The following is a 21,748-nucleotide window of genomic DNA, read 5'->3' on the forward strand; positions in this document are numbered from 1 at the left end:
TGCCGGTGAGGGCCGGACGTGGCGTGTGTGCCCCGGTCCTCAGTGGTCGCCGTGCCGGGAGCCGGCGACCGGATCCGGCAGCGCTGTTCTCATGGCCTCGGCCACCGTGTGCACGTGGGGTGGCGCGACGATGCCGTAGTGGCCGGTGGGCAGCCACCGCCGCGAGGAGGCGGGCGGCAGGCAGGCGTCCCACTGCCGGGCCGTCTCCTGCGGATCGACGGGAGCGGGCAGACCGGGGGAGGTCTGCTCGGCCCACCAGACGAGGGTGGGGGTGGAGGTGAGCGGCCGCACCCGGTGCCCGGCCAGGCTGCGCAGGTTGGCCCGGCAGCAGTGGGCCAGCCGTTCGGCGTAGGCCCGCCCGTGGGCGCGGGACGCCGCCTGGCCCCCGCTGCCGAGTTCGGCGGCGAATACGGCTTCGAGGTGGGCCTCGTCGTACGCGGAGATCAGCGCGCCCGCTTCCGGTGGCGGCGGATCGAGGAGGTAGAGCGCGTCGACCGGTTGCCCGGCGGCTTCGGCGAGACCGGCCATCTCCATGGCCACCCTGGCGCCGAAGGACCACCCGGCCAGTCGCAGGTGGCTGTCCGGGCCGCCGAACCGGGACCGCAGCACGGCGTCGTAGTGCCGTGCGCGTTCGGCCAGCGACCACTGCGGGGCGGTGGGATCGCGCAGCGCCGGATCGGCGATCAGGCAGACGGTCGGCGCGGGCCCGAGCGACGCCACCAGCGTCCGGTAGACCTGCACGTCTCCGCCCACGGGATGCACCAGGCACAGGACGGCGGGGCCGGTTCCCTCCTGCCAGACGTCGAGTGCCGCCCCGGGCGCGCTGCGGACGGCGGCGTGACGTGCGGCCCCGGGGGTGGGTTCAGCCAGGGCGAGGGCTCCTTGGAGGTGTTTCAGGATCTCGGTGAGGCTGACCCGGTGACTGAATGAGGCCAGGTCGAGCTCGACCCCGAAGGTCTCGTCGACCTTCGTGATCAGGTCCAGCAGCATCAGTGAGTCGACGCCGAGGTCGTACAGCACGTCGTCGGGGTCCAGGTGCTCGACGCCGAGCGACTCACGGAGCCACCGGCCGACGAGCCGGGCCCGGTCCTCGGTGCCGTCGGCGTCCCCGGTGCCGTCGGCGTCCCCGGTGCCCGCCGTGCCGCCGGCGTCGTGCGCCGCGCCGGGTCGCTCCAGCCGGGGGTCCGGCTGCGCCCGGTCCCGGACGGCGGGGGCGTAGAAGGCGCGGGACGCCTCGATGCCGGTGGTGGAGACGAACACCTGCGGGAGTTGGAGGGAGACGGCACGGGCGAAGACCTCCGTGCCCTCCCGCACCGTCAGACCGACCTCCAGGTGCGCCTGGTGCCTGCTGTCCGCGGCCGGCACGCGGGTCGCCATCCCGGTCTCGCGCCACGCGTCCCAGTTGATGCCGATCCGCGCCGTGGTCTCCGCCCCGTCACCGCGGTACTGCGCGAAGCCGTCGAGAAGGCCCGCGCCGGCCGCGTAGTCGCACTGCCCGACGCCGCCGAGCAGCGCGGACATGGACGAGCAGTACACCGCGAACGCCGGACGGTACCGCTGGATCACCTGCTCGACGACGAGCGCGCCGTTCTCCCGGGCCGCGGCGGCCTCACGCATCGCGGCGGCCCGGCGCCGTACCAGAAGGCCGCCGAATCCCACCCCGGCCGCGTGGCTCACACTGTCCAGCCGTGCGGTGTGTCCGGCGACCACCGCCAGCACCTGGTGCGCCGGCGTTGTCGCCAGGTCCGCCGCGACCAGGTCGACGCGGTCGGCCCAGCGGGTCAGTTCCACCGGCAGGGCGGGCTTCCGCGACAGCAGCAGGACACGGCCGCCGGTGTGCTCCAGCAGCCAGGCGGCGATGGCGCGGCCGATGCCGCCCGTGCCGCCCAGCACCAGGTGAACCCCCTCGCCCCCGGGCAGGGCCACGGGTTCGGCCGCCCGCGCGGTCACCGGCGTGCTGCCCGGCCGCCACCAGTAGCCCTGCCGGAGCGCGAGCTGCCGGTGCGGGGCCGGGCCGCCGGAACCGGCCGGGCGGTACCGGTCCGCGTCGCCCACGACCGAGGCCACGTGTCCCGCCCAGCTGCTGAGTTCGGCGTCGGGGAGGTCCAGCCAGTGGCCGTCCAGGACGCCCTCCTGCGGGGCGACCTCGACCGGTCCGGCCAGGAGCCCCAGCTCCGGCCTGCCGACCGGCCCCACCACGGGCCGGGCACCGTAGGACAGCCACCAGACCCGGGGGGAGCCGGTCCGGCCGGACAGTGCCTGGACCAGGGCCGCGGTGGTGTCCAGACAGGCGTGGCGGGCGCGTTCCAGCGCACCGGGGCCGACCGGACCCGCCACGGACAGCGGCAGCGCGTGCACCCACTCGACGCCGTCCATGCCTCTGTCGGTGCCCTCCGGCGCCAACGCGTCGAGCAACTGGCGCAGTGACGCCGGATCGGCCGGATCGGCCTCGAAGACGTCGTGTCCCCTGCGGGCGAAGGCATCGGCCGTGTGCACCCGCACCACCCGGGAGGCCACGGCTTCGAAGGGGGTGTACGCCGCCGGCGGCAAGGGGGCCGCGCTCACGACCACCACGACGGCGGCACGGCGGTCCCGCCCGGCGGCGTGGGCGGTGACCGCGCGACGCAGCGGAACCCAGTGCGGCTGGTGCAGCCATTCGCCCGCCGGGAGCCGCGAGGGCCCCGCCGTGGCGGCCCCGGCCGCCCGTTCGAAGTCGTACTCCGCCAGCGCGAAGGACGGGGGCGGGAAGTCCCAAGGCGCCGGCGCGGGGCCCGCGGGCCAGTCGACGGGCCGCCCCGCGGTCCAGTCCTCGGCGAGTCGCGGCGTCGTGCGCCCCGTTGCGGGAACCGGTGGGGCGTCCGGGTCGGCAGTGCCGTGCGGGATGTCTCCCGAGGCCACCGCGCGCAGCCAGCGCGTCGCGGAGCCGGCGTCCGGACATGACGCCGCGATCCGCAGGCCGCGGGCCGGACGACCGGCCTGCAGGTGACGGAGTACGGCTTCGTAGCGTCCGGGCCGGGACCGGAGGTAGTCGGCGATCCGGGCGGCGTCGGCGCGCAGCGCGTCCGTACTGGTGGCGGACAGCACCAGGCATCGCGGTACCCCGCCGGCCCCGGCGGTGTCGGCGGCGGCAGCGCGTTCCACTATCACGTGGGCGTTGGTGCCGCCGATGCCGAAGCTGCTGACCGCGGCCACCCGCTCCCGTCCGTCCGGCCAGGGCGTGGCCCGGGTGGGGACGTAGAAGGGCGTGGGGTCGGGGCCGATCTCGGGATTGAGGGAGCGGAAGCCGATGTTGGGCGGCACGGTCCCGTGGTGCACGGACAGGACGGCACGGATGAGCCCCACCACGCCGGCGGCCGCGCCCATGTGGCCGAGCTGGCTCTTGACGGAGGTCAGCGCGCAGCGACCGGACTCGGCCACGCCGAATGCCTCGCGGAGCGCGCCGACCTCGATCGGGTCGCCCAGCCGGGTGCCGGTGCCGTGCGCTTCCACGTAGCCGAGGTCCGCGCCGGTACGTCCGGCACGGGCGAGGGCGGTCCGGATCACCTCGCGCTGGCCGGCCAGGGACGGCGCGCTGTAACTCATCTTGGCCGAACCGTCGTTGTTGACGGCGGAGCCGGTGATCACCGCGTAGACCGTGTCGCCGTCGCGCCGTGCCCGCCGCAGCGGTTTGAGGACCACGACCCCCACGCCGCTCGCGCCGATCGTTCCGGTCGCGTCGTCGCTGAAGGACCGGCACGCGCCGTCCACGGAGAAGATGTGCTGCGGGCGGTACCGGTAGCCGGCGGACAGTCCGGGGTCGACGAGCACTCCTGCGGCGAGCATCACCTCGGCGTCGCCCTGCCGCAGCATGCCCGCCGCGAGATGGACGGCGACCAGGGAACCGGAGCACGCTGCCTGCACGCTGAAGGCCGGACCGGTCAGGCCCAGGTGGTAGGCGGCCTTCGTGGCGAGGAAGTCCTTCTCGTGGTGCAGGGCGAGCTGGAAGCCGTCGGGCAGCGAACGGGGATCGGCCTCACGCAGCATGGCCTGGAAGTAGGTGTTCTCCCCGGCACTCGCCACCAGTCCCACGCGGCTGGCCGGCGGATCCGCCAGGCCGGCGTGCGCCAGAGCCTGCACACAGGCCATCAGCAGGTGACGCTGCTGCGGGTCCATCAAGCGGGCTTCATGGGGACTGATGCCGAAGTGGCCCGGGTCGAACTCGAGCGGGCCGTCGAGCGTGCTGTGCGCCCCGACGATCCCCTCCGGCGCGTCGAACCGGCGGATGCCGGTGCCGCCCGAGAGCACCAGGTCCCAGAAAGCGGCCAGGTCACAGGCGCCGGGCAGGCGCACCGACATGCCGATGACGGCGATGGGGTCGTCGGCGTCCGGCGCGCCGCCCGATACGGCGGCCGGCGTGTGCCGTGTCCCGGTACCGGGAGAGCCGTCCGCGGCGAGGTGGCGGGCGAGAGCGGGGATCGTGACGTGTTCGAACAGGTCGGTGACGCTGAAGCGCAGGCCGAGTTCCGTGGTGCAGCGCAGGTGGAACCGCATCAGGGCGAGGCTGGAGGCACCCGCCTCGAAGAAGGTCTGGTCCGGTCCGATCCTCGTTCCGGTGACCGTCTCGAACGCCGCGACGAGCTGCTCCTCCTCCTGCGTCAGCCCCGTGCGAGCGACGGCCGAACGGCGTATCTCCTCACCCGGTGCCCGCGACGCAGCCCTGCGGTCCAGTTTGCCGCTGGGGGTGCGCGGCAGCGCGTTCATCCTCCGGAATCGGTCCACGCGGACGTAGGCGGGCAGCACCGCGGACAGGTGCGCCGTCAGATCGTCGGCGGAGGGGGTCTCCTCGCGGCACTCCAGGCAGGCCGTCAACCGGTCGCCGTCATGGACCACCACGGCGTTCACCACCGCCGGATGGCGCAGCAGCGCCGTCTCGATCGACCCGAGCTCCAGCCGGTGTCCGCTCAATTTGATCTGCTGGTCGTCCCGGCCCGCGTAGTGCAGCAGGCCCCGGCGGTCGAACCGGGCCCGGTCCCCGCTGCGGTAGAAGAGGCCCTCGCCGGGCACCTCGATGAAGCGTTCGTCGTTGAGCACGGGGTCGTCGAGGTAGCAGCGCGTGGTCATCGTGCCGCCGATCAGCAACTCGCCGGTGCACCCGGGCGGCACGGGGTCGCCCAGGGCGTCCACCACGCGCAGGAGGGCGCCGGCCACCGGACGGCCGATGGGGGGACGCTCGGGCCACCGGTGCGGATCGCCGTCCAGGCACAGGGCGCTCACCACGTGCGTCTCGGTCGGCCCGTAGTGGTTGAACAGACGCGCGCCGGGCAGCCCGGCGAACCAGCGGCGGATCGCGCCGGTGCACACCAACTGCTCGCCCGCGGTGATCACCTCGCGCAGCCGGGAGGGGAACACGCCCAGGCGGACCCCGTACTCGGCCAGCAGTTGCAGCGCGACGTAGGGCATGAAGATCCGCTCGGTCCCCGCCGACTCCAGCCGTTCCAGGAGCGCGGGGGCGTCCTGGCGCCACTCGGGGCGCACGAGGTGAAGGGTGCCGCCGCCGCAGAGCGTTCCGAAGATCTCCTGGAACGACACGTCGAACGACAGCATCGAGAACTGCTGGGTGACCGCCGGGGCGGTCAGTCCGCCCGGGCCGGCCTGCCACCGCAGCAGGTCGCACAGCGTGCGGTCGAAGATCTGGACGCCCTTGGGCACACCGGTGGAGCCGGAGGTGAACAGCGTGTAGAGCGGACGGGTGCCCTCGTGCACCCGTCCGTCGTGCGACGCGGCCGCGGCCCGCGCGGGCCGCGGCACGGCGTCCGTCAGGACGACCGCGTGAGGTACGACGTCGTCGGGGAGCAGCGGGCCCGGCGCCGGCGAGCCGCCGGGCATGACCAGCACGCACAGCGGGCCGACCCGCTCCAGCACGCCGGCCAGTACGCCGGGCGGATAGGAGGGGTCGAGCGGGACGGCGGTGACGTTCAGCCGCGCCAGCGCCAGCAGGGCCGTCACGTGCTCGACGGACGGGTCCAGGTACAGGGCCACCTGGCAGGGTTCGCCGTCCGACGGGATCGCGTACCGGGCAGCCAGATCGGCGGCGAGCGCTGCGGCGTGGGCGTCGAGCACCGCGTAGCTCACGGTGCTTCCGTCGGCCGTCACCAGAGCGGGGGTGTCCGGTGTGCGGGCGACCTGTCGCGCGAAGCCCTCGGCGATCGTGGTGAAGCCGGGTTCCGGGGCGCTCCCGCGCCCGGGCTCCGGCAGCGATGTCCGGTATGGCGCGACCAGCTGCCGTGCGGTCGACCGCCCTGTGGACACGAGCGCGTCCACGCCCCGCCGCAGCAGCTCGGCCATGGCCTCGACGGCCTCGACGGTGAGAGCGTCCTGCGTGTACTCCCACAACACGTCGAGGCCGTCGGCGGTGTCGACCACGGAGACCGTCAGCGGGCACTTGGCCTCCGACGCGGCCCACCACAGGGGCCTGTGCGGGCAGCCCGGGAGCCGGAGCAGGTCGACATCGGTGTTCTCCAGGACGAACAGGACGTCGAAGGGGGTTTCGCCCGCCGCCTCCCAGCCGGTCAGCACGTCCGTGAGTGCCACGTCCTGCCGTTCCAGTACCTCCCCCACAGCGGTCCCCATGGCGCCCAGTTGCGAGCGCAGTTCCTCATCGGGCGCGACGGCCACGGGCAGCAGCACCGTGTTCGCCATCATGCCCACGCTGTTCTCGAACTCGCGTACCGGACGGTTGGCCACCGGGGCGGCGATGCGTGGACGGACCAGGCCGGTCACGCCGTACAGGCTCCAGGCGAAGGTTCCCAGCAGTACCTGGAAGCGGGTCAGCCCGAGCTCGGCACAGAGCCGGTCCAACTGGGCCCGGCGCACGACGTCCAGGGAGGTGCGGAGCAGCCGCGGCCGCGGTGCCGGACCCTCGTCTCCGACGGGGAGCGGTTCCCGGGGCTCCTCCAGGCCGCGGTAATACGCCAGGAGCTGGTCGCGCCGGGCACGGTACGCCGGGGTGGCGAACCAGTCGGCCTGCCAGGCGGCGACGTCCACCGGGGTCGGCGCGGCCTCGCGCCGGTCGGCCTGGGAGGCGTCGGCGTAGGCGGCGGACAGGTCCCGCAGCAGGAGGTTCATCGACCAGCCGTCGACGGCGATGTGGTGCAGGTGCAGCAGAAGCGTTCCGCCGTCCTCGCCGGACAGCCAGCAGGCCCGGAGCATGCGCGGCACCGTCAGGTCGAACGGCTCGGCGAAGAAGCCGTCGGCGAAGGCCCGTGCTCCCGCTTCGTCCCGCACCGGCGTGACACCGGGGTCGTGCCAGGGGTCGTACGGTTCGCCCACGACCTGGCGAAGGCCCTCCGGCCCCGTCTCGAAACCCGTCCGAAGTGCCGCGTGGCGCCGCACCACAACCCGCAACGCCCGCCGGAGGGCGGCGGTGTCGACCGGCCCGTCGATCCGGAAGGCCTGGTTCACGGAGTACGCCCGTGAACCAGGCGCGCGGTGCTGCACGAGCCACAGCCGCTGCTGCTCACTGGTGGCGGGCCCGAAGCGGGCACTGGCGACCGCCGGCACCGGGTACACGCTCCCCGCGTCCGGGCCGGCCGCGTCGACTGCCCGGGCGATCGCCGCCAGATCCCCGTAGAGGACGGTCGCCTGCGGCACCTCGCAGCCCCACCGCCGCCGGATCTCGAAGCGGAGACGCAGGGCCTTCAGCGAATCCCCGCCGCAGGCGATCCATCGGTCGGCCGGCCGGAGCCCGGTTGTCTGCAGGACCTGCTCGGCCAGCTCCAGCACCTCGCGCTGCCGTCGGGTCACGGACCGCGCCGCGGGGGTGGCCGGGCGCCAGGGCCGGCCAGCCCGCTCAAGGAGCGATGCCCGGTCGACCTTGCCGTTGGCGGTGAGCGGCAGTTCCCCCACGAGATGGATGTGGTGCGGGCGCATGTAGGCGGGCAGGCGGTCCGCCAGGTGGCCGGTGAACTCCTCGTAGTCCAGGTCCTGGCGACGTACGACGAAGGCCAGCAGCTCGTTCGGCCCCTCCTCGCCGACGCGGCGCGTACAGACGTACGACTGCAGGACCGCCGGGTGCGCGAGGACGTGCCGCTCCACCTCGCCGGGCTCGATCCGGAAGCCGCGGACCTTGACCTGGCGGTCCGTCCGCCCGACGTACTCCACCTGGCCTGTGCTGTCGCTCCGGACCAGGTCACCGGTGCGGTAGTACGTCTCCCGCCCGCCGTCGAGCCAGGGCAAGCGCACGAAACGCTGCTCGGTCTCCTCGGGAAGGTTGCGGTACCCGGCGGCCAGCCCGTCTCCGCTCAGCAGCAGCTCGGCTACTTCTCCGGGCGCGGCGACGCGCTCGCGGCCCGGCACGGCCAGGACCGCGCCCGTGCGCGGGAGAGGCCGGCCGATCGGAACCACGTCGCCGTCGAATTCCCGCGGGATCGGGTGGCAGAAGGCGAAGGTGGTGGTCTCCGTCGGGCCGTAGGCGTTGAACAGCCGGGTGCGGCTGCGGGTGTTGTGCCGGTACCAGCGGCGGATCACCGGGGCGTTGAGCTGCTCCCCGCCCGTCAGGACCTGGCCGACCGTGGCGAAGCAGTCCCGTACGGCGGTGGTCACGGCGTTGAACAGCGCGACCGTGACGAAGAGCGTGTCGATCCGTTCCCGTCGCAGCGCCGCGGTGAGCAGTTCGGGTGTCTGCACGTCCACGTCGCGCAGGATCACGCAGCAGCCGCCGGTCAGCAGCGGTACCCAGACCTCGAAACTCAGCGCGTCGAAGGCCGGATTGGACAGGCAGGCATACCGCATGCCGGGCTCGACGCGGATCCAGCCGGGCTGCGCCAGCCGCAGCACTCCGGCATCGCGCACCTCAACGCCCTTGGGGCGTCCGCTCGTTCCGGAGGTGTAGAACACGAAGGACACCTCGCTCGCGGCGCGCGGAGGCTGCGTTGCCGCGCCGGCTTTTGGGACCCGCGGGAGCAGGCCGTCCACGGCCAGCGCCCTCACACCCCGCGGGAGTTCCGCGGCCGCTCCGTCGGCGCCGTGCACCAGCGCCACCGCCGCGCAGTCCTCCAGGATGTGGCGCCGGCGCTCCGCGGGGCTCTGGAGGTCCAGGGGGACCACCTGGGCACCCAGCCGGAGGATGCCCAGCATGACGCAGACCAGCCGCCACGACCGGGGCAGCGCCACCGCCACCGCCTGCCCCGGGGCGACGCCGCTGCGGCGCAGCGCCCGGGCCACGGCGGCGGCCGAGGAGTCGAGCGTCGCGTAGTCCAGCCGCACGTCGCCGTCGGTGAGTGCGACGGCCCGCGGAGTGTTGCGGGCCTGACGGTGTATCCGCAGCGCCAGGCCGTCCGGTGAGCCCGGGTTCCCGGCACCGCGTGCCTCCAGGGTCCCGTCGGAGATCGCCATCACTGCTCCCGCGTGCCGGGGAGGATCGAAGGCCGGGCCTCGGCCGGGCCGGTGCCGCCTCCCGCATCGAGGCCGAACCGGTTCAGTTCGGCTGTGAGAACGGCGGCGACTCGCGGCAGTTCGTCGCTCTCCAGCATGTCCCAGTGGCCGCAGGCCACCGGTTCGACCGCGAAGCCGCCGCCGGCGCGGCGCTTCCAGAACGCGCGCAGCCGGGCGGCCGCCTCACCGTCCTCGTCGTCCTCCACGGCCATGGCCTGCATGAGCACCACGCGGGCCCGCGAGTCGGGCACCACGTAGTCGAGGCCGGTCGCCTGGTGGTGGTTGTACACCGCGAGGTACCGGGCGACCTGAGCGTCGTCGATGCCCGGGTACATGCCGTTGAAGCGGACCAGCTTCTCCCGGAACTCCTCCATGTCCGTCGGCGTGACCGCGGCGTGCCGTTCCGCGTCCTGCGCGCCGCGGGTGTCGAGCAGGACCACGCTCACCCTTTCGTGCCCGGCCGCCGCCAGCTGGCGGCCCATCTCGTGGGCGATCAGCCCCCCGTAGGACAGCCCGCACAGCACCAGCGCCTCGTCCGGGCGGGGATCGACGAGCCGCAGGTACTCCTGGGCCATGGCCTCCACGGTCGGCAGGGTCGGCTCACCGGGATTGATCCCCGGGGCCTGCAGGCCCAGCACGCCGACGTCCTCCGCGAGCGCGGTGGACAACGGCAGATAGCAGAAGGCGGTGCCGCCGGCGGGATGGACGCACACCACGCGCTGCCGGCCGTCCCCAGCGCGGAACTCGACCAGGCTGCTGTGGCCGGCGGGCCCGGAAGTCCCGGAGAGGGCGCCGCGAACGAGCTCCGCGAGCGCCTCGATCGTGGGACGCAGCATGACGTCCCGGACCGGCAACGCCACGCCGAGCTCCTCCTGCACGGCGTGTGCCATCTTGATCGCCGAGATCGAGGTGCCGCCGAGCTCGAAGAAGTTGTCCGCGACCCCGACGTCCGGGTGCAGCAGCACGCGCCGCCAGATCCGGTACAGGGCCATCTCGACGTGGTCACGGGGTGCGGCCGTGTTGACCCGCCCGGCACGGGTCCCGGCGGCCGCGCTCAGCACCGCCTCCCGGTCCACCTTGCCGTTGCGGTTCAGCGGCAGCCGCGGGAACTCGGCGACGACCGCGGGGATCATGTAGTCCGGCAGCCGGTCCCCCAGCGCGAGACGCCATTCGTGGGGTGTCCGGGCGGGCCCGGGGTCGCGCCCCACGCCGGCCACCAGGTGCGGGTCGCCCGGCGTCCGGCGGTCGGCCAGGACGACCGCCTCCCGCACCCCGGGCACCGCCAGCAGAGCGGCCTCCACCTCGCCGGGCTCGATGCGGAAGCCCCGCAGCTTGAGCTGGTCGTCGCGGCGGCCGACGTACTGGGCGTTGCCGTCCGGCAGCCAGCGCGCCAGATCGCCGGTGCGGTAGAGGCGTTCCCCTGGCACGAACGGGTCCGGCACGAAACGCTCGTCGGTGAGGTCGGGCCGGTGCAGGTACCCGCGCGCCAGGCTCGCGCCTCCCGCGTACACCTCGCCGGGAACTCCCACGGGCACCGGGCGCATGCGGTCGTCCAGCAGGTACAGGCGCGTGCCGCGCAACGGCCGCCCGATGGGGCACGACCGCGAGCGGGCCTGCGGATCGGTGTACGCGGTGGTGTAGAGCGTGGCTTCGGTCGGTCCGTAGCCGTAGCAGACACGAAGGCCCGGCAGTTCCTCGCGCATGCGGTGCAGCGCGGCCTCCGGCAGAGACTCCACGCCGGTGAGGAGCTGGCGCAGGCTCAGCCCGGCCAGCCGCCGGGACGGGTCCTCGTCGATCCACATGATGTAGGACGGGGGCAGGAAGGCCTGGGTCACCCGCCGCTCCCGCAGCCAGCCCATGAGGGCCCCGGGGTCGCCGCGAAGCTCGTCGGGGACGAGGTGGAGCACCGCTCCCGTCGTCAGCGGCACGAGGAGTTCGTGCACCGAAGCGTCGAAGCCGATGCTCGACCAGGCCGACGCGGCCTCGCCCGCGGCGTCGCCCATGAGCTCGCGCCAGTGGTCGAGGAGATTGACGACGCTGCCGTGGGTCACCGCCACCCCCTTGGGGCGGCCGGTCGACCCGGAGGTGTAGATGACGTAGGCCAACCGGGCAGGGTCCGGGTCGATCTGCGGCGCGTCCTCCCGCGTGCCCTCCGCCTCGACAGCGGCCAGGTCCTGCCAGAGTCCGCCGCCGGCCGCCGGGGCCCCGTGGTCGGTCAGCACCAGCGCCGGCTCGGCATCGGCCACCATGGCCGCGAGCCGTTCGGCGGGCTGCCCGGGATCGAGCGGGAGGTAGGCGGCCCCGGCCTTGAGGATGCCGAGGACCCCGACGACCAACTCGAGCGTGCGCCCGGCGTGCAGGCCCACCACCTGGCCGGGGCGGACACCGCGGGCGATCAGCGCGTTCGCCACCCGGTTGGCCCGGAGGTCCAGCGCCGCGTAGTCCACTTCCGCGTCCCCGGCGACCACCGCCGGCTGTCCGGGCCGGGTCCGCACCTGTTCCGCGAAACGCTCCAGCAGGGCGGCCGGCGCCGGTGTCACCGGGTCGCCTCCCCAGCTGAAGGCCGACAGGAGCTCCCGCTGCTCGTCCTCGTCCAGCAGGGTGAGGTCGCCGATGTCCGCCCCGGGCCGCTCGGTCATCAGCCGGAACACCCGCAGCAGTTGGCGTGCGAACCGCTCGACGGTCGTCCGGTCGAAGAGGGCGGCGGCGTACTCGATTCCGCCGACCAGGCGCCGGCCCTCGTCGGCAAGGACCGCCACCAGGTCGAACTTCGCGGCGACGTGTGCGTCGTCCTCGCGCACCTCGACGGTCACGCCGGGGAGTTCGAGCTCCTGCCGCATGGAGGGGACCCATGCGACCATCGTCTGGAACAGGGCCGTGCAGGCCGGACTCCGTGGCGGGTTGACCAGCTCCACGACCCGTTCGAAAGGCAGGTCCACATGCGCGAGGCCGTCACGCAGCCGCCGGTTCACCCGCTTCAGCGCCTCCCCGACGGTCGGTGAGCCAGACAGGTCCGCGCGCACGGCGAGGGTGTTGGCGAAGAAACCGATGAGGCCACCGACGTCCCCCTGCCGGCGGTTGGCCGTCGGGGCGCCGATCACGATGTCCTCCTGCCCGGAGAGCAGGGACAGCAGCACCGACCAGCCGGTCAGGACCGTCGTGTACAAGGAGACCCCGTGGTGCTCCGCCAGGGCTCGCAGCGCCTGGGTGAGGTCCTCGTCGACGACCACGGCCACCCGGCCGCCCCGGAAATCCTGCTCGGGCGGACGGGGCCGGTCGGTGGGCAGGGAGAGCACGGCCGGGACCCCGGCCAGCGCACCGGTCCAGTACTCGGCGTACGCGGCGGGCTCCTCTCCCGCCATCCAGTCCCACTGCCAGCGGGTGTAGTCGCTGTACTGCCACCGCAGTTCCGGCAGTGACACGTCCTGTCCGCCGTGCAGCGCGGCGTACACCGCGCTCAGCTCCCGCAGCAGCAGGGACTGGGACCAGCCGTCGAAAATGAGGTGGTGGGCCGTGAGCAGCAGGACGTGGTGGTCCTCGCCGAGCACGAGCAGGCGGCCGCGCGTCATGGCCTCCTCCCCGAGACGGAAGGGAGTGCCACCCACCGCCCGCTGCGCCTCTGCGAGGCGCTCGCCCGCGTCCGGCAGCCCTCTCAGATCCTCGACGGTGACGGGGAAGCCCGTCTCCGGGGGATCGACGACCTGGAGTGCCGAGCCCTCGGCGGGCACCAGCCGGGTGCGGAGCGCTTCGTGCCGGGCGGCGAGCAGGTGCAGCGCCTGGACGAGCAGGTTCGCGTCCAGCGGCCCCCTGAGGTCGAAGTTCATGAGCCCGTGGTACGCGGCGCTGGCCTCCCCACCCATCCGCGCCAGGACCCACAACCGCTCCTGCGCCAATGACAGGGGGGCGGGATCGGACGAGGGAACGCCGGCGGGGCCTGACGCCGATGAGGCGGACGGGGCGGACGGGAGAATTCGGGGGGTGGCAATGCGAGGCACAAGGTTTCCTTCATGAGAAAGGAAGACGGCGAAACGGGCGTGCGCCCCGGAAGGCGTGACGGAACGCGCACGCAAGGTCAGGAATCCGGGCGCCACGGCCGGAGGCGCGTGGGACACGGTGCAGGGACGGCAGGTGTCCGGTCGGCGGCACCGGCGACCGGGAGCATCGCGAGGGCGACGGCTGGATGCCCGGTGGCTCCGTCAGGCCTCGCCGTGCCGGGCAGGATTCCGAGGCGCCCGTCCGGCGGCGGGCTTTCGTCGTAGGTCAGGAATTTTCATCGGCGCACCACCTGCGACGTGACGTCAGGGGTATCTGTCGAAGCAACAGGACGAGGAATATCGACGGCTAATAACGAATTAATGGTTCGTCGCGCAAAAGTAGATCCCAGACTGATTTAAAGGTCAACAGTGATGCGGGTCACACAATTTTCTGGCGCGGGGATGTTTAGATCTGCCGTGTTTCGAAAAGGGGTAAGGCGGCAATTCTGTTAAATATCCCCACCCTTCCCGTCATGGGGAACCGGGCGAGTGAGGTCCGGTGCACGCCGAAAAGGCGTGCGGTCCGGTGATGCCGACGCCCCCGACCTCGGCGCGGGTTGTCGAAACCCGCGCGCCTTCCGGCCCGTCCACGCGCGGTGGGCTGCACGGTTTCGCCGAAGTGAAGCCTTGACGGGGCGGAGATCTTCATTACGCTGAAGCGACTTGAGATTCGCGGAGGCGCTCATGGGCAAGGCCCGAGCTGGTGCGGTCGCGGGTGCGGCGGCGTCCCGTGCGTCCCTCGCGGTGGACGGGGCGGTGCGTGTCGTGTTCGCACGGTTGCGCCCCGCAGGGGCTGGGCGGCGTGACCTGGGGGAGAAGCCCGGTCGTCGCCGGCGGGACCGGGAGAGGGGCGGCCGATGCGGTGTTCACCGGGCAGGTCCGGCGGGCGCATGCCCTCGATATTCCGGTGGGCCGGCTGTTCGGCACCATCCGACGGGACCATCGGTTTCCGGCTGTCCGGGAGAACGAATGGCGCCGTCCGGAAAATCGCGGCCCGGGCGGGGAAGGCGATACCGTATATGATCTGCCGGCCCCGACCTGTCCGGCGTATGGGAAATCTCTGGGTGCGCACTCCACCGGGGCGTGATGCCGAGGAATTTCCCTTCTCGTGCGGCGTTGAAGCGGAAGGCATCATCTCCGACTGAATGCACATTCGTCCGGACAGGTTCGCCATGAATGGTCCCGGGCGACTCCATGGCGATGTCTCCCGACTGTCCCGTACCGGCCCGGCGTGGGAAGGTGAACCCGGTGCCGAGGAACGCAAGCCATGGGCTGATCCCCCCTTTTTACGAGACCAGATCCTCGACGGACCTGCCAGGTTCACTGCCTCTCCTCCGCCCGTTCCTCGCGGCAGGCCCCTCGGGTCCCGGCTCCCGGGACCCCGTGCGAGTTCCCGCCGCGGCGGCGCCGGCCGCCGACAGCGGTGTCACCGTCCGGGAACCCGCCCTCGAGCAGATCCGACTCCGGCTGCCCGGGCAGGACCCGGCCCGGGCGTTGCCCCCTCCCCGCACACCGTTACCGACCCCCCCGGCCGATCCGGGCAACCCAGTGGAGGCCCACGCATGAGTGTCCGCCGAGACCGAGAGGTCACACCCCTGTTCCTGAGGACTGCGGAAAGGACGGTCCTTTGATGAGCACCGACGGCCTGCCCCTGGACGGTGTGACCGTCCTCGACTTCACCCAGGTCTTCATGGGTCCCAGCTGTACCCAGATGCTGGGTGACTACGGCGCTGACGTGATCAAGATCGAGCGCCCCGGAACCGGCGACCTCTCCCGGACGTCCTTCCCGGACCGGGACGGGCTGGACGGACCGATCTTCCTCGCCATCAACCGGAACAAGCGCAGCGTCTGCGTCGACGTCCGCGCACCCGAGGGCAAGGAAGTGATTCTGCGCCTGGTCCGCACGGCCGACGTGGTGGTGAGCAACTTCCGCGGCGGTGTGATGGAACGGCTCGGTTTCGGCTACGAAGAGCTGCGGGCGATCAACCCTCGTCTCATCTGGGCCTCCGGCACCGGTTTCGGCATCGCCGGACCGTACAGCCACAAGGGCGGCCAGGACGTGATAAGCCAGGCCTACTCCGGGGTGATGTGGCGCCGCGAGTCACCGGACCTACCGCTGTCCGTCTACCCCACACCGTTGGGCGACTACACCACCGGGATGCATCTGCTGCAGGGCATTCTGCTCGCGCTGTTCACCCGGACCAGGACCGGGGAGGGCCAGAAGGTCGAAGTCGCCATGTACGACTCGATGCTGCACATGCAGATGCAGGAGGCCTGCGCGCAGCTGAACCGCGGCTACGAGGTCAACTGGGCCGCCATGCCGCTCAGCGGTGTCTTCCCGACCACGGACGGCGCGGTCTGCATGGTCGGGGCGTTCAAGGAGAACCCGCTGCGCGCGGTCTGCACAGCCCTGGAGATGGACGAGGACCTCTCGCTGCGCGAGGAGTACTCCACCATGGAGGCGCAGTTCCAACGACGCCCGCAGCTCCAGGCGATCTTCCGGCAGCGATACGCCACCAACGTCACGGACCACTGGATCCAACGACTGGAGGAGCAGGACATCCTCTGCGCCCCGGTGCGTACCCTGGAAGAGGCCCTCGCCGACGAGCAGACCGCGGTCAACGGCATGGTCGTGGAGATGAACCACCCGGTGGCCGGCACGGTCAGGGCGGTCGCCGCGCCCATCCTGCTCTCCGGCGCCCGCATGACCGTCCGCCGCTGCCCGCCGCAGCTCGGTGAGCACAGTTCCGAAGTCCTCAGGGAACACGGCTTCGACGACGCCCGGATCGCTGCGCTGGTGGAGGGCGGTGTCCTGCGGTGACCGCGGCGCCCTCCACGGACGAGGTGCGCCTGGAGATCGACCAGCACGTCGCCCGTGTGACCATCGACCGGCCCCAGGTGCTCAACGCCGTCGGCGCCAGGACGCTTCAGCAACTCAACGAGACCTGGGAACGCATCGAGTCGGACCCCGGGGTCCGTGTCGTCGTCCTGACCGGCGGGGGCGACCGGGCCTTCTGCACCGGCGCCGACATGTCCGCCGAAGAGGTCGGCAGGACCGGCTTGGAGTACTGGGCCGCTCTCGACCCCAACGGTTTCGGCGGCCTGTCCCTGCGCACCACCCTCGACGTCCCGGTGATCGCCCGGGTGAACGGGTACGCCCTCGGCGGCGGCATGGAGATGGTCCTGGGATGCGACATCGTGGTCGCAGCCGACCACGCCCAGTTCGGGCTCACCGAGCCCCGTGTCGGACGCGTCCCGCTCGACGGAGGAGTCACCCAGCTTGTCCGCCGTATGTCCCATACCCGGGCGATGAGCCTGCTGCTCACCGGGCGGCGGGCGAGCGCGGCTGAGCTCGCCGGGATGGGACTGGTCAACGAGGTGGTGCCGGCCGAGCAGTTGGACGAGGCGGTCAACCGCTGGGTCGCCGACGTTCTCGCATGCGCTCCCACCTCGCTGCGCGCCATCAAGCAGATGGTGCAGCGCACCGCGCATCTGACCAGTCAGGAGGCGCGGGCGACCCGGCTGCCGGCGCTGATGGCAGCCCTGGACAGCGAGGACAGCCGCGAGGGCGTCCGCGCCTTCCAGGAGAAACGCCCACCGAACTGGCCCGGGCACTGAACCGCCAGCGATCACCGGCAGCAGGGGAGGGGTCCGGCCGGCCGGTCACACGCCGGCTGTCACCCCGGGTGTCGCGCAACGCGCCTGCGGCCAGTGCCGGAGCCGTGCCGCCGGCTGACATCTTCCCGGCCGCCGACGAGGCGGGCGTCCTCGACGGGCGAGTGCGTCCGGGCGCGCCGCGCGACTCCTCGCCCGACCCGACGCCCGGGCCTGCCCGGCGATCTGCTGCTCGACGCCATGCGCGTCCTGGCGGTCCCCCGGCGGGACAGCCACGGCTCGCCGACGTCACCCACCGCTCGAAACCCCCCCACCGCTCCACTGCGCGCCGGCGTGCCGGTGTCTTCCCGGCGAATCCCCTGAACGGAGCGTCAGGCGCCGCTAAAGTGGCCGGTCCAGGGCCGGGGTGTTCGGTACGGGGCTAGGGGGAATGTGTGAACCGACCTTATGGCGGCGTCCGGTCCCGGGTGGCCGCACTGGCCGCCGCGGGACTGCTGCTGGCCGGCTGCTCGGGCGGCGGCCCGGACGACGGCGACTCGGCGGCGAGCCCGGCCCCGGCCGAGTCCACTGTCTCCGCCACGGGTTCGCCGGCGGTGGGCACGTCGTCCTCGGCCCGGAGCACGCCCCCGCCGCCGTATCCGACGGACGCCGCGGGCTGCCACCGTGACCGGGGCTGGAGCGATCTGCGGGCCGCCGCCTGGGTGGAGAACCTGCAACTCGGTTCGCCGACCGGGACGTGGGGCGACGTCCCGTTCAACAAGGCCCTCACCGGCTTCAACGGCCCGCTCTGCGACTCGGTGACCGTCCAGGTGCAGTACTGGCGGATCACCTACCGTTCCATCGGCGCGGGCGCGTCGGACCCCGGCCACTACGCGTTCAGCCTCGCACCGCAGTGGCGCGGGCACATCGGCCTGGACGGCCGCGCCGTCAAGCACCTGCACGCCCCGAAGAAGACCGGATCGGTCGAGCCGAGTGCGTGCGTCGGCTACCTGCGGGCGGTCTACACCGGCGCCGCACTCACCGACAGGGAGCTGCCGTCGGAGATCGACAGCGGCGGACTCATCGGCCAGTCGGTGTCGTTCCCGACCAAGCGGGTCGCCGAGTCCCAGGTGCTGGAGCCCACCGCACCGCAGACCTGCGACCGCTTCGGCCACCCGGTCACCCCGCCCTCGCCCGGCGCCGGCATCCCGGGCCTGCCCGGCGCGGCACCGACCAGCATCCCGCCGCTGATGCCGAAGTCCTAGACGCGCTCCGCCGGACGGTTCCGGGGCCCGCCACCCCGGTGGCTGGCGAGGCCCCCGCCCTGGGTCGGCCGAAGTGGGGGTGACGGGCGGTCCCGCTCGGCCCACCCCGGTGGAGGGACCGGGGTGGGCCCGGTCCCCGCATCCCCCCGGTCTCCGGGCCGAGCGAGGATCGCAACTGGTTCTCCCGGGACCTCGGCGCGCTCTACATCCGCGTGGCGGTCGGCCGCCGGGCCGGCCGGGGATCGCAATGTCAGCAGCTTCACCGTGCACGGCACGTGCGAGTCGAGGCGGTCGGCCTCGGGGCCGGCCGGGGATCGCAACCTCGGCGTGAAGGTGGCCGCCTACGCCCGCATCGACATGTGGCGGGAGGCCACCGGGCCGGCCAGGGATCGCAACATCAGCCGAGTCCGCAGCGTCAGCACCGGGTGCCCAGGTGATGATCGGGCACTGTCACGTTGGCTGACTGGGTGGGATGATCTCTGTGTTGATCATGCTGGGAGGGGATCGCTGGTGTTGCCTGTGCCGTCGGCGTACATGGGTCACCGGTACCCGGTCGAGGTGATCTCCCACTGCGTGTGGCTGTATTTCCGCTTCCCTCTGTCCTACCGCGAGGTCGAGGAGCTGATGCTCCAGCGCGGCGTGATCGTCTCCTACGAGACCGTCCGGCGGTGGTGTGGGAAGTTCGGGCAGGCATACGCGGACGAACTGCGCCGCCGCCGTCCCCGGCCCGGCGACAAGTGGCATCTGGACGAGGTGTTCATCAAAATCAACGGGGTGCAGAAGTACCTGTGGCGGGCCGTCGACCAGGACGGCAACGTGCTCGACATCCTCGTACAGAACCGCCGGGACAAGGCCGCGGCCAGACGGTTCTTCCGTCGTCTGATGAAGAAGACCCGGGCGGTGCCGAGGGTGATCGTCACCGACAAGCTGCGTTCCTACGGCGCGGCCCACCGCGAGGTCATGCACTCGGTGGAGCACCGCTCCCATAAGGGACTGAACAACCGGGCCGAGAACTCCCACCAGCCGACGAGGCAGCGTGAACGCGCGATGAAGGGCTTCCGCTCCGTCGGCGCGGCCCAGCGGTTCCTGTCCGCGTTCAGCGGCATCTCACCCTACTTCCGACCCCACCGCCACCTGATGACCGCATCCCAACACCGAGCCGAGATGACCATCCGCTTCGCCATCTGGGACCAGATCACCGGCACTGCCAGCCTGCCCGCCACGGCCTGAACACAGGCCCGGACCGCAGACCCACCACACCCCGACGCACCATCAGACACCCACGCACCCAACAACGTGACAGCGCTGGCTGAGGTGCTGGGCCAGGCCGAGCGGCTGCGTGAGCAGATCGCTGGTCTGTCCGAGGAGTTGTCGCGGGCAGAGGAACGGCTGGCGCGGTTGCAGATTGCGCGGGAGACGGTGGAGGAGGTGCTGGCCGCACCGTCTTCGCCGGTGCCGGGCACGGATGCCACGGGTGGGGGTGCCGGCGGAGTCGCCGTGGCGCTGGTGAAGGCCGAGGCAGAGCTGGACGTGACGGTGATGTCGCCGGAGTACCAGGAGATCATCGGCTTGTTCGCAACCTCGGGGGCGGCGATGCGCTGCAAAGAGGTCTGCCAGCACCTGGGTCTGGGGACCGAGCCGCGGCATATCGAGGGGATGCGCTCGAAGCTGAAGAGGCTTGTGGAGCGCGGGATCCTGGCCGAGCCTTCGTCCGGGCTGTTCAAGGTCGACGGCAGGAAGCAGGGGTGGTGAGCGTGGTGGGGCCGGCCCAGGGTGCGCTTGCGGAGTGTGAGGACGCCTTCGCCACCTCGGCGGGTCTGTTCGCCGCGGCGTGCGCGGAGCTGGCAGCCCCGGAGGCGACGGTGATGACGCACACGCAGTTGGAGGACATGCTGGGAGCGCGGATGCGCGAGGTCGCCCGGCAGTTGTTCCAGGACCACCTGGCCCTGCGGGCCAGGGACGAGGTGCGTCGGCAGGAGGTCGTGGACGCCGCCGGTGTCGGACGCTCCCGGATCGAGCGGGACCGACACCGGATTCTGGCCACGGTGTTCGGCAAGGTCACCGTGGTCCGGATCGCCTACCGCGGCACCGGCGTAGCGGACCTGCACCCGGCCGATGCGGTGCTGAACCTGCCGGACGCAATGCACTCGCACGGGCTGGCCAGGCTCGCCGCGATCGAGTCCGCCCGCGGCAGCTTCGCCGACGTCTGCGAGCGGATCAACGCCGTCACCGGCTCCGGCATCGGGCACCGGCAGGTCCAGGAACTCGCTGTCAGCGCCGCAGCGGACATCGACGCGTTCTACGACGCCCTCGTGCCCGCTCCCTGCACCGACACCACGCCACTGATCTTGTCGGTCGACGGCAAGGGCGTGGTGATAAGGCCCGAGGCGCTGCGCGAGGACACCGCCATGGCCGCGGCCACCAAGGGGGGCAACGTGATGAAGACCCGGCTGGCGTCCGGCGAGAAACACGGCAGGAAACGGATGGCCACCCTGGGAGCCGTCTACGACGCCGAACCCGCGCCGCGCACAGTCGACGACATCATCGCCGACCCCGACCAGCAAGACGACGCCGTCCACGGCACGGCGCCCGAGCGCCGCCAGGGGCCGAAGGCCCGGTCGAAGTGGTTGTGCGGCTCGGTGAACGACACCACCGCGCAGGTGGTGGCCGCCGTATTCGACCAGGCAGAGCACCGCGACCCCGGCCACCGCCGTCCCTGGGTCGTCCTGGTCGACGGTGCCCGCCATCAGATCGACCTCATCAAGGCCGAAGCACAGCAGCGCGGCGTGGACGTCCACATCATCGTCGACCTCATCCACGTGCTCGAATACCTGTGGCGAGCGGCCTGGTGCCTGCACGACAGCGGCGATGCGTCCGCCGAGAGCTGGATCGCCCGTCACGCCCGCGTCCTGCTGGGCGGCGGCGTGCAGCAGACCGCCACCGCACTCGAGGCAGCCGCCCGCACCGCCGGACTGCGTGGCACCCAGCGCAAAGGCATCGACGAGGCCGTGAACTACCTGACCGGCAAAGCCGAATACCTGCGCTACGACACCGCCCTTGAACGCGGCTGGCCGATCGCCACCGGAATCATCGAGGGAGCATGCCGGCACCTGGTCAAAGACCGCCTGGATATCTCCGGCGCCCGCTGGGGCCTGTCCGGTGCTGAAGCCGTACTCAAGCTGCGTGCCGTCCGCGCCAACGGAGACTTCGACGCCTACTGGGCCTGGCACCAGCAGCAGGAGTTCATCCGCAACCACCAGACACGCTACCGCGACCAGGTCATACCCACGGCCTGATCGACAGCACCCGCAGAAGATCTGCACCCACCCAATTTCCCTGCCGGACACCAGCGTTGACCATTCGAGACTGTTCTCTGCGCATTGCTTGGGGGGTGCGGTGGTCTCGTACTCGTTGCCAGCCAGGCGCGGACACGCACCGTCGCGC

8 protein-coding genes are annotated in these 21,748 nt (G+C 72.2%); 6 read left to right on the top strand and 2 right to left on the bottom strand.

The window, feature by feature from the left end; all coding sequences use genetic code 11:
* Positions 1-39: 39 nt before the first annotated feature.
* Together OG819_RS48150 and OG819_RS48155 are read right to left on the bottom strand one after the other, a co-directional pair.
* Positions 40-9,372, bottom strand: coding sequence for a non-ribosomal peptide synthetase (locus tag OG819_RS48150; RefSeq protein WP_266656016.1), 9,333 nt, complete (start codon positions 9,370-9,372; stop codon positions 40-42).
* Positions 9,372-13,406: an amino acid adenylation domain-containing protein gene (locus tag OG819_RS48155; protein WP_266656018.1), complete on the bottom strand. Its 4,035-nt coding sequence runs from the start codon at positions 13,404-13,406 to the stop codon at positions 9,372-9,374. Before OG819_RS48155 ends, OG819_RS48150 begins: the two co-directional genes overlap by 1 nt.
* Before the next feature lie 1,669 nt (positions 13,407-15,075).
* Between OG819_RS48155 and OG819_RS48160 the strand changes: the two genes are divergently transcribed.
* The 6 genes from OG819_RS48160 to OG819_RS48185 all read left to right on the top strand — a co-directional run bounded on the left by OG819_RS48160 (position 15,076) and on the right by OG819_RS48185 (position 21,600).
* Entirely contained in the window at positions 15,076-16,266 is a 1,191-nt protein-coding gene (locus tag OG819_RS48160; protein WP_266656020.1) for a CaiB/BaiF CoA-transferase family protein, read from the top strand.
* Entirely contained in the window at positions 16,263-17,063 is an 801-nt protein-coding gene (locus OG819_RS48165) for an enoyl-CoA hydratase-related protein (RefSeq protein ID WP_266421226.1), read from the top strand. Before OG819_RS48160 ends, OG819_RS48165 begins: the two co-directional genes overlap by 4 nt.
* Before the next feature lie 431 nt (positions 17,064-17,494).
* On the top strand, positions 17,495-18,304 hold the full coding sequence (locus OG819_RS48170; RefSeq protein ID WP_266656022.1) for a hypothetical protein: 810 nt from the start codon (positions 17,495-17,497) through the stop codon (positions 18,302-18,304).
* A gap of 534 nt (positions 18,305-18,838) precedes the next feature.
* Positions 18,839-19,534 (top strand): IS6 family transposase, encoded by a 696-nt coding sequence (locus OG819_RS48175; RefSeq protein ID WP_266637900.1) that lies wholly within the window; start codon positions 18,839-18,841, stop codon positions 19,532-19,534.
* Positions 19,535-19,618: 84 nt separating this feature from the next.
* Positions 19,619-20,056 carry a hypothetical protein gene (locus OG819_RS48180; protein ID WP_266656024.1) on the top strand — a complete coding sequence of 146 codons (438 nt, stop codon included), beginning with the start codon at positions 19,619-19,621 and terminating at the stop codon, positions 20,054-20,056.
* Positions 20,053-21,600: an ISKra4 family transposase gene (locus tag OG819_RS48185; protein ID WP_266637904.1), complete on the top strand. Its 1,548-nt coding sequence runs from the start codon at positions 20,053-20,055 to the stop codon at positions 21,598-21,600. Before OG819_RS48180 ends, OG819_RS48185 begins: the two co-directional genes overlap by 4 nt.
* Positions 21,601-21,748: the final 148 nt, after the last annotated feature.

Source organism: Streptomyces sp. NBC_01549 (assembly GCF_026339955.1).
Classification (GTDB): Bacteria; Actinomycetota; Actinomycetes; order Streptomycetales; family Streptomycetaceae; genus Streptomyces.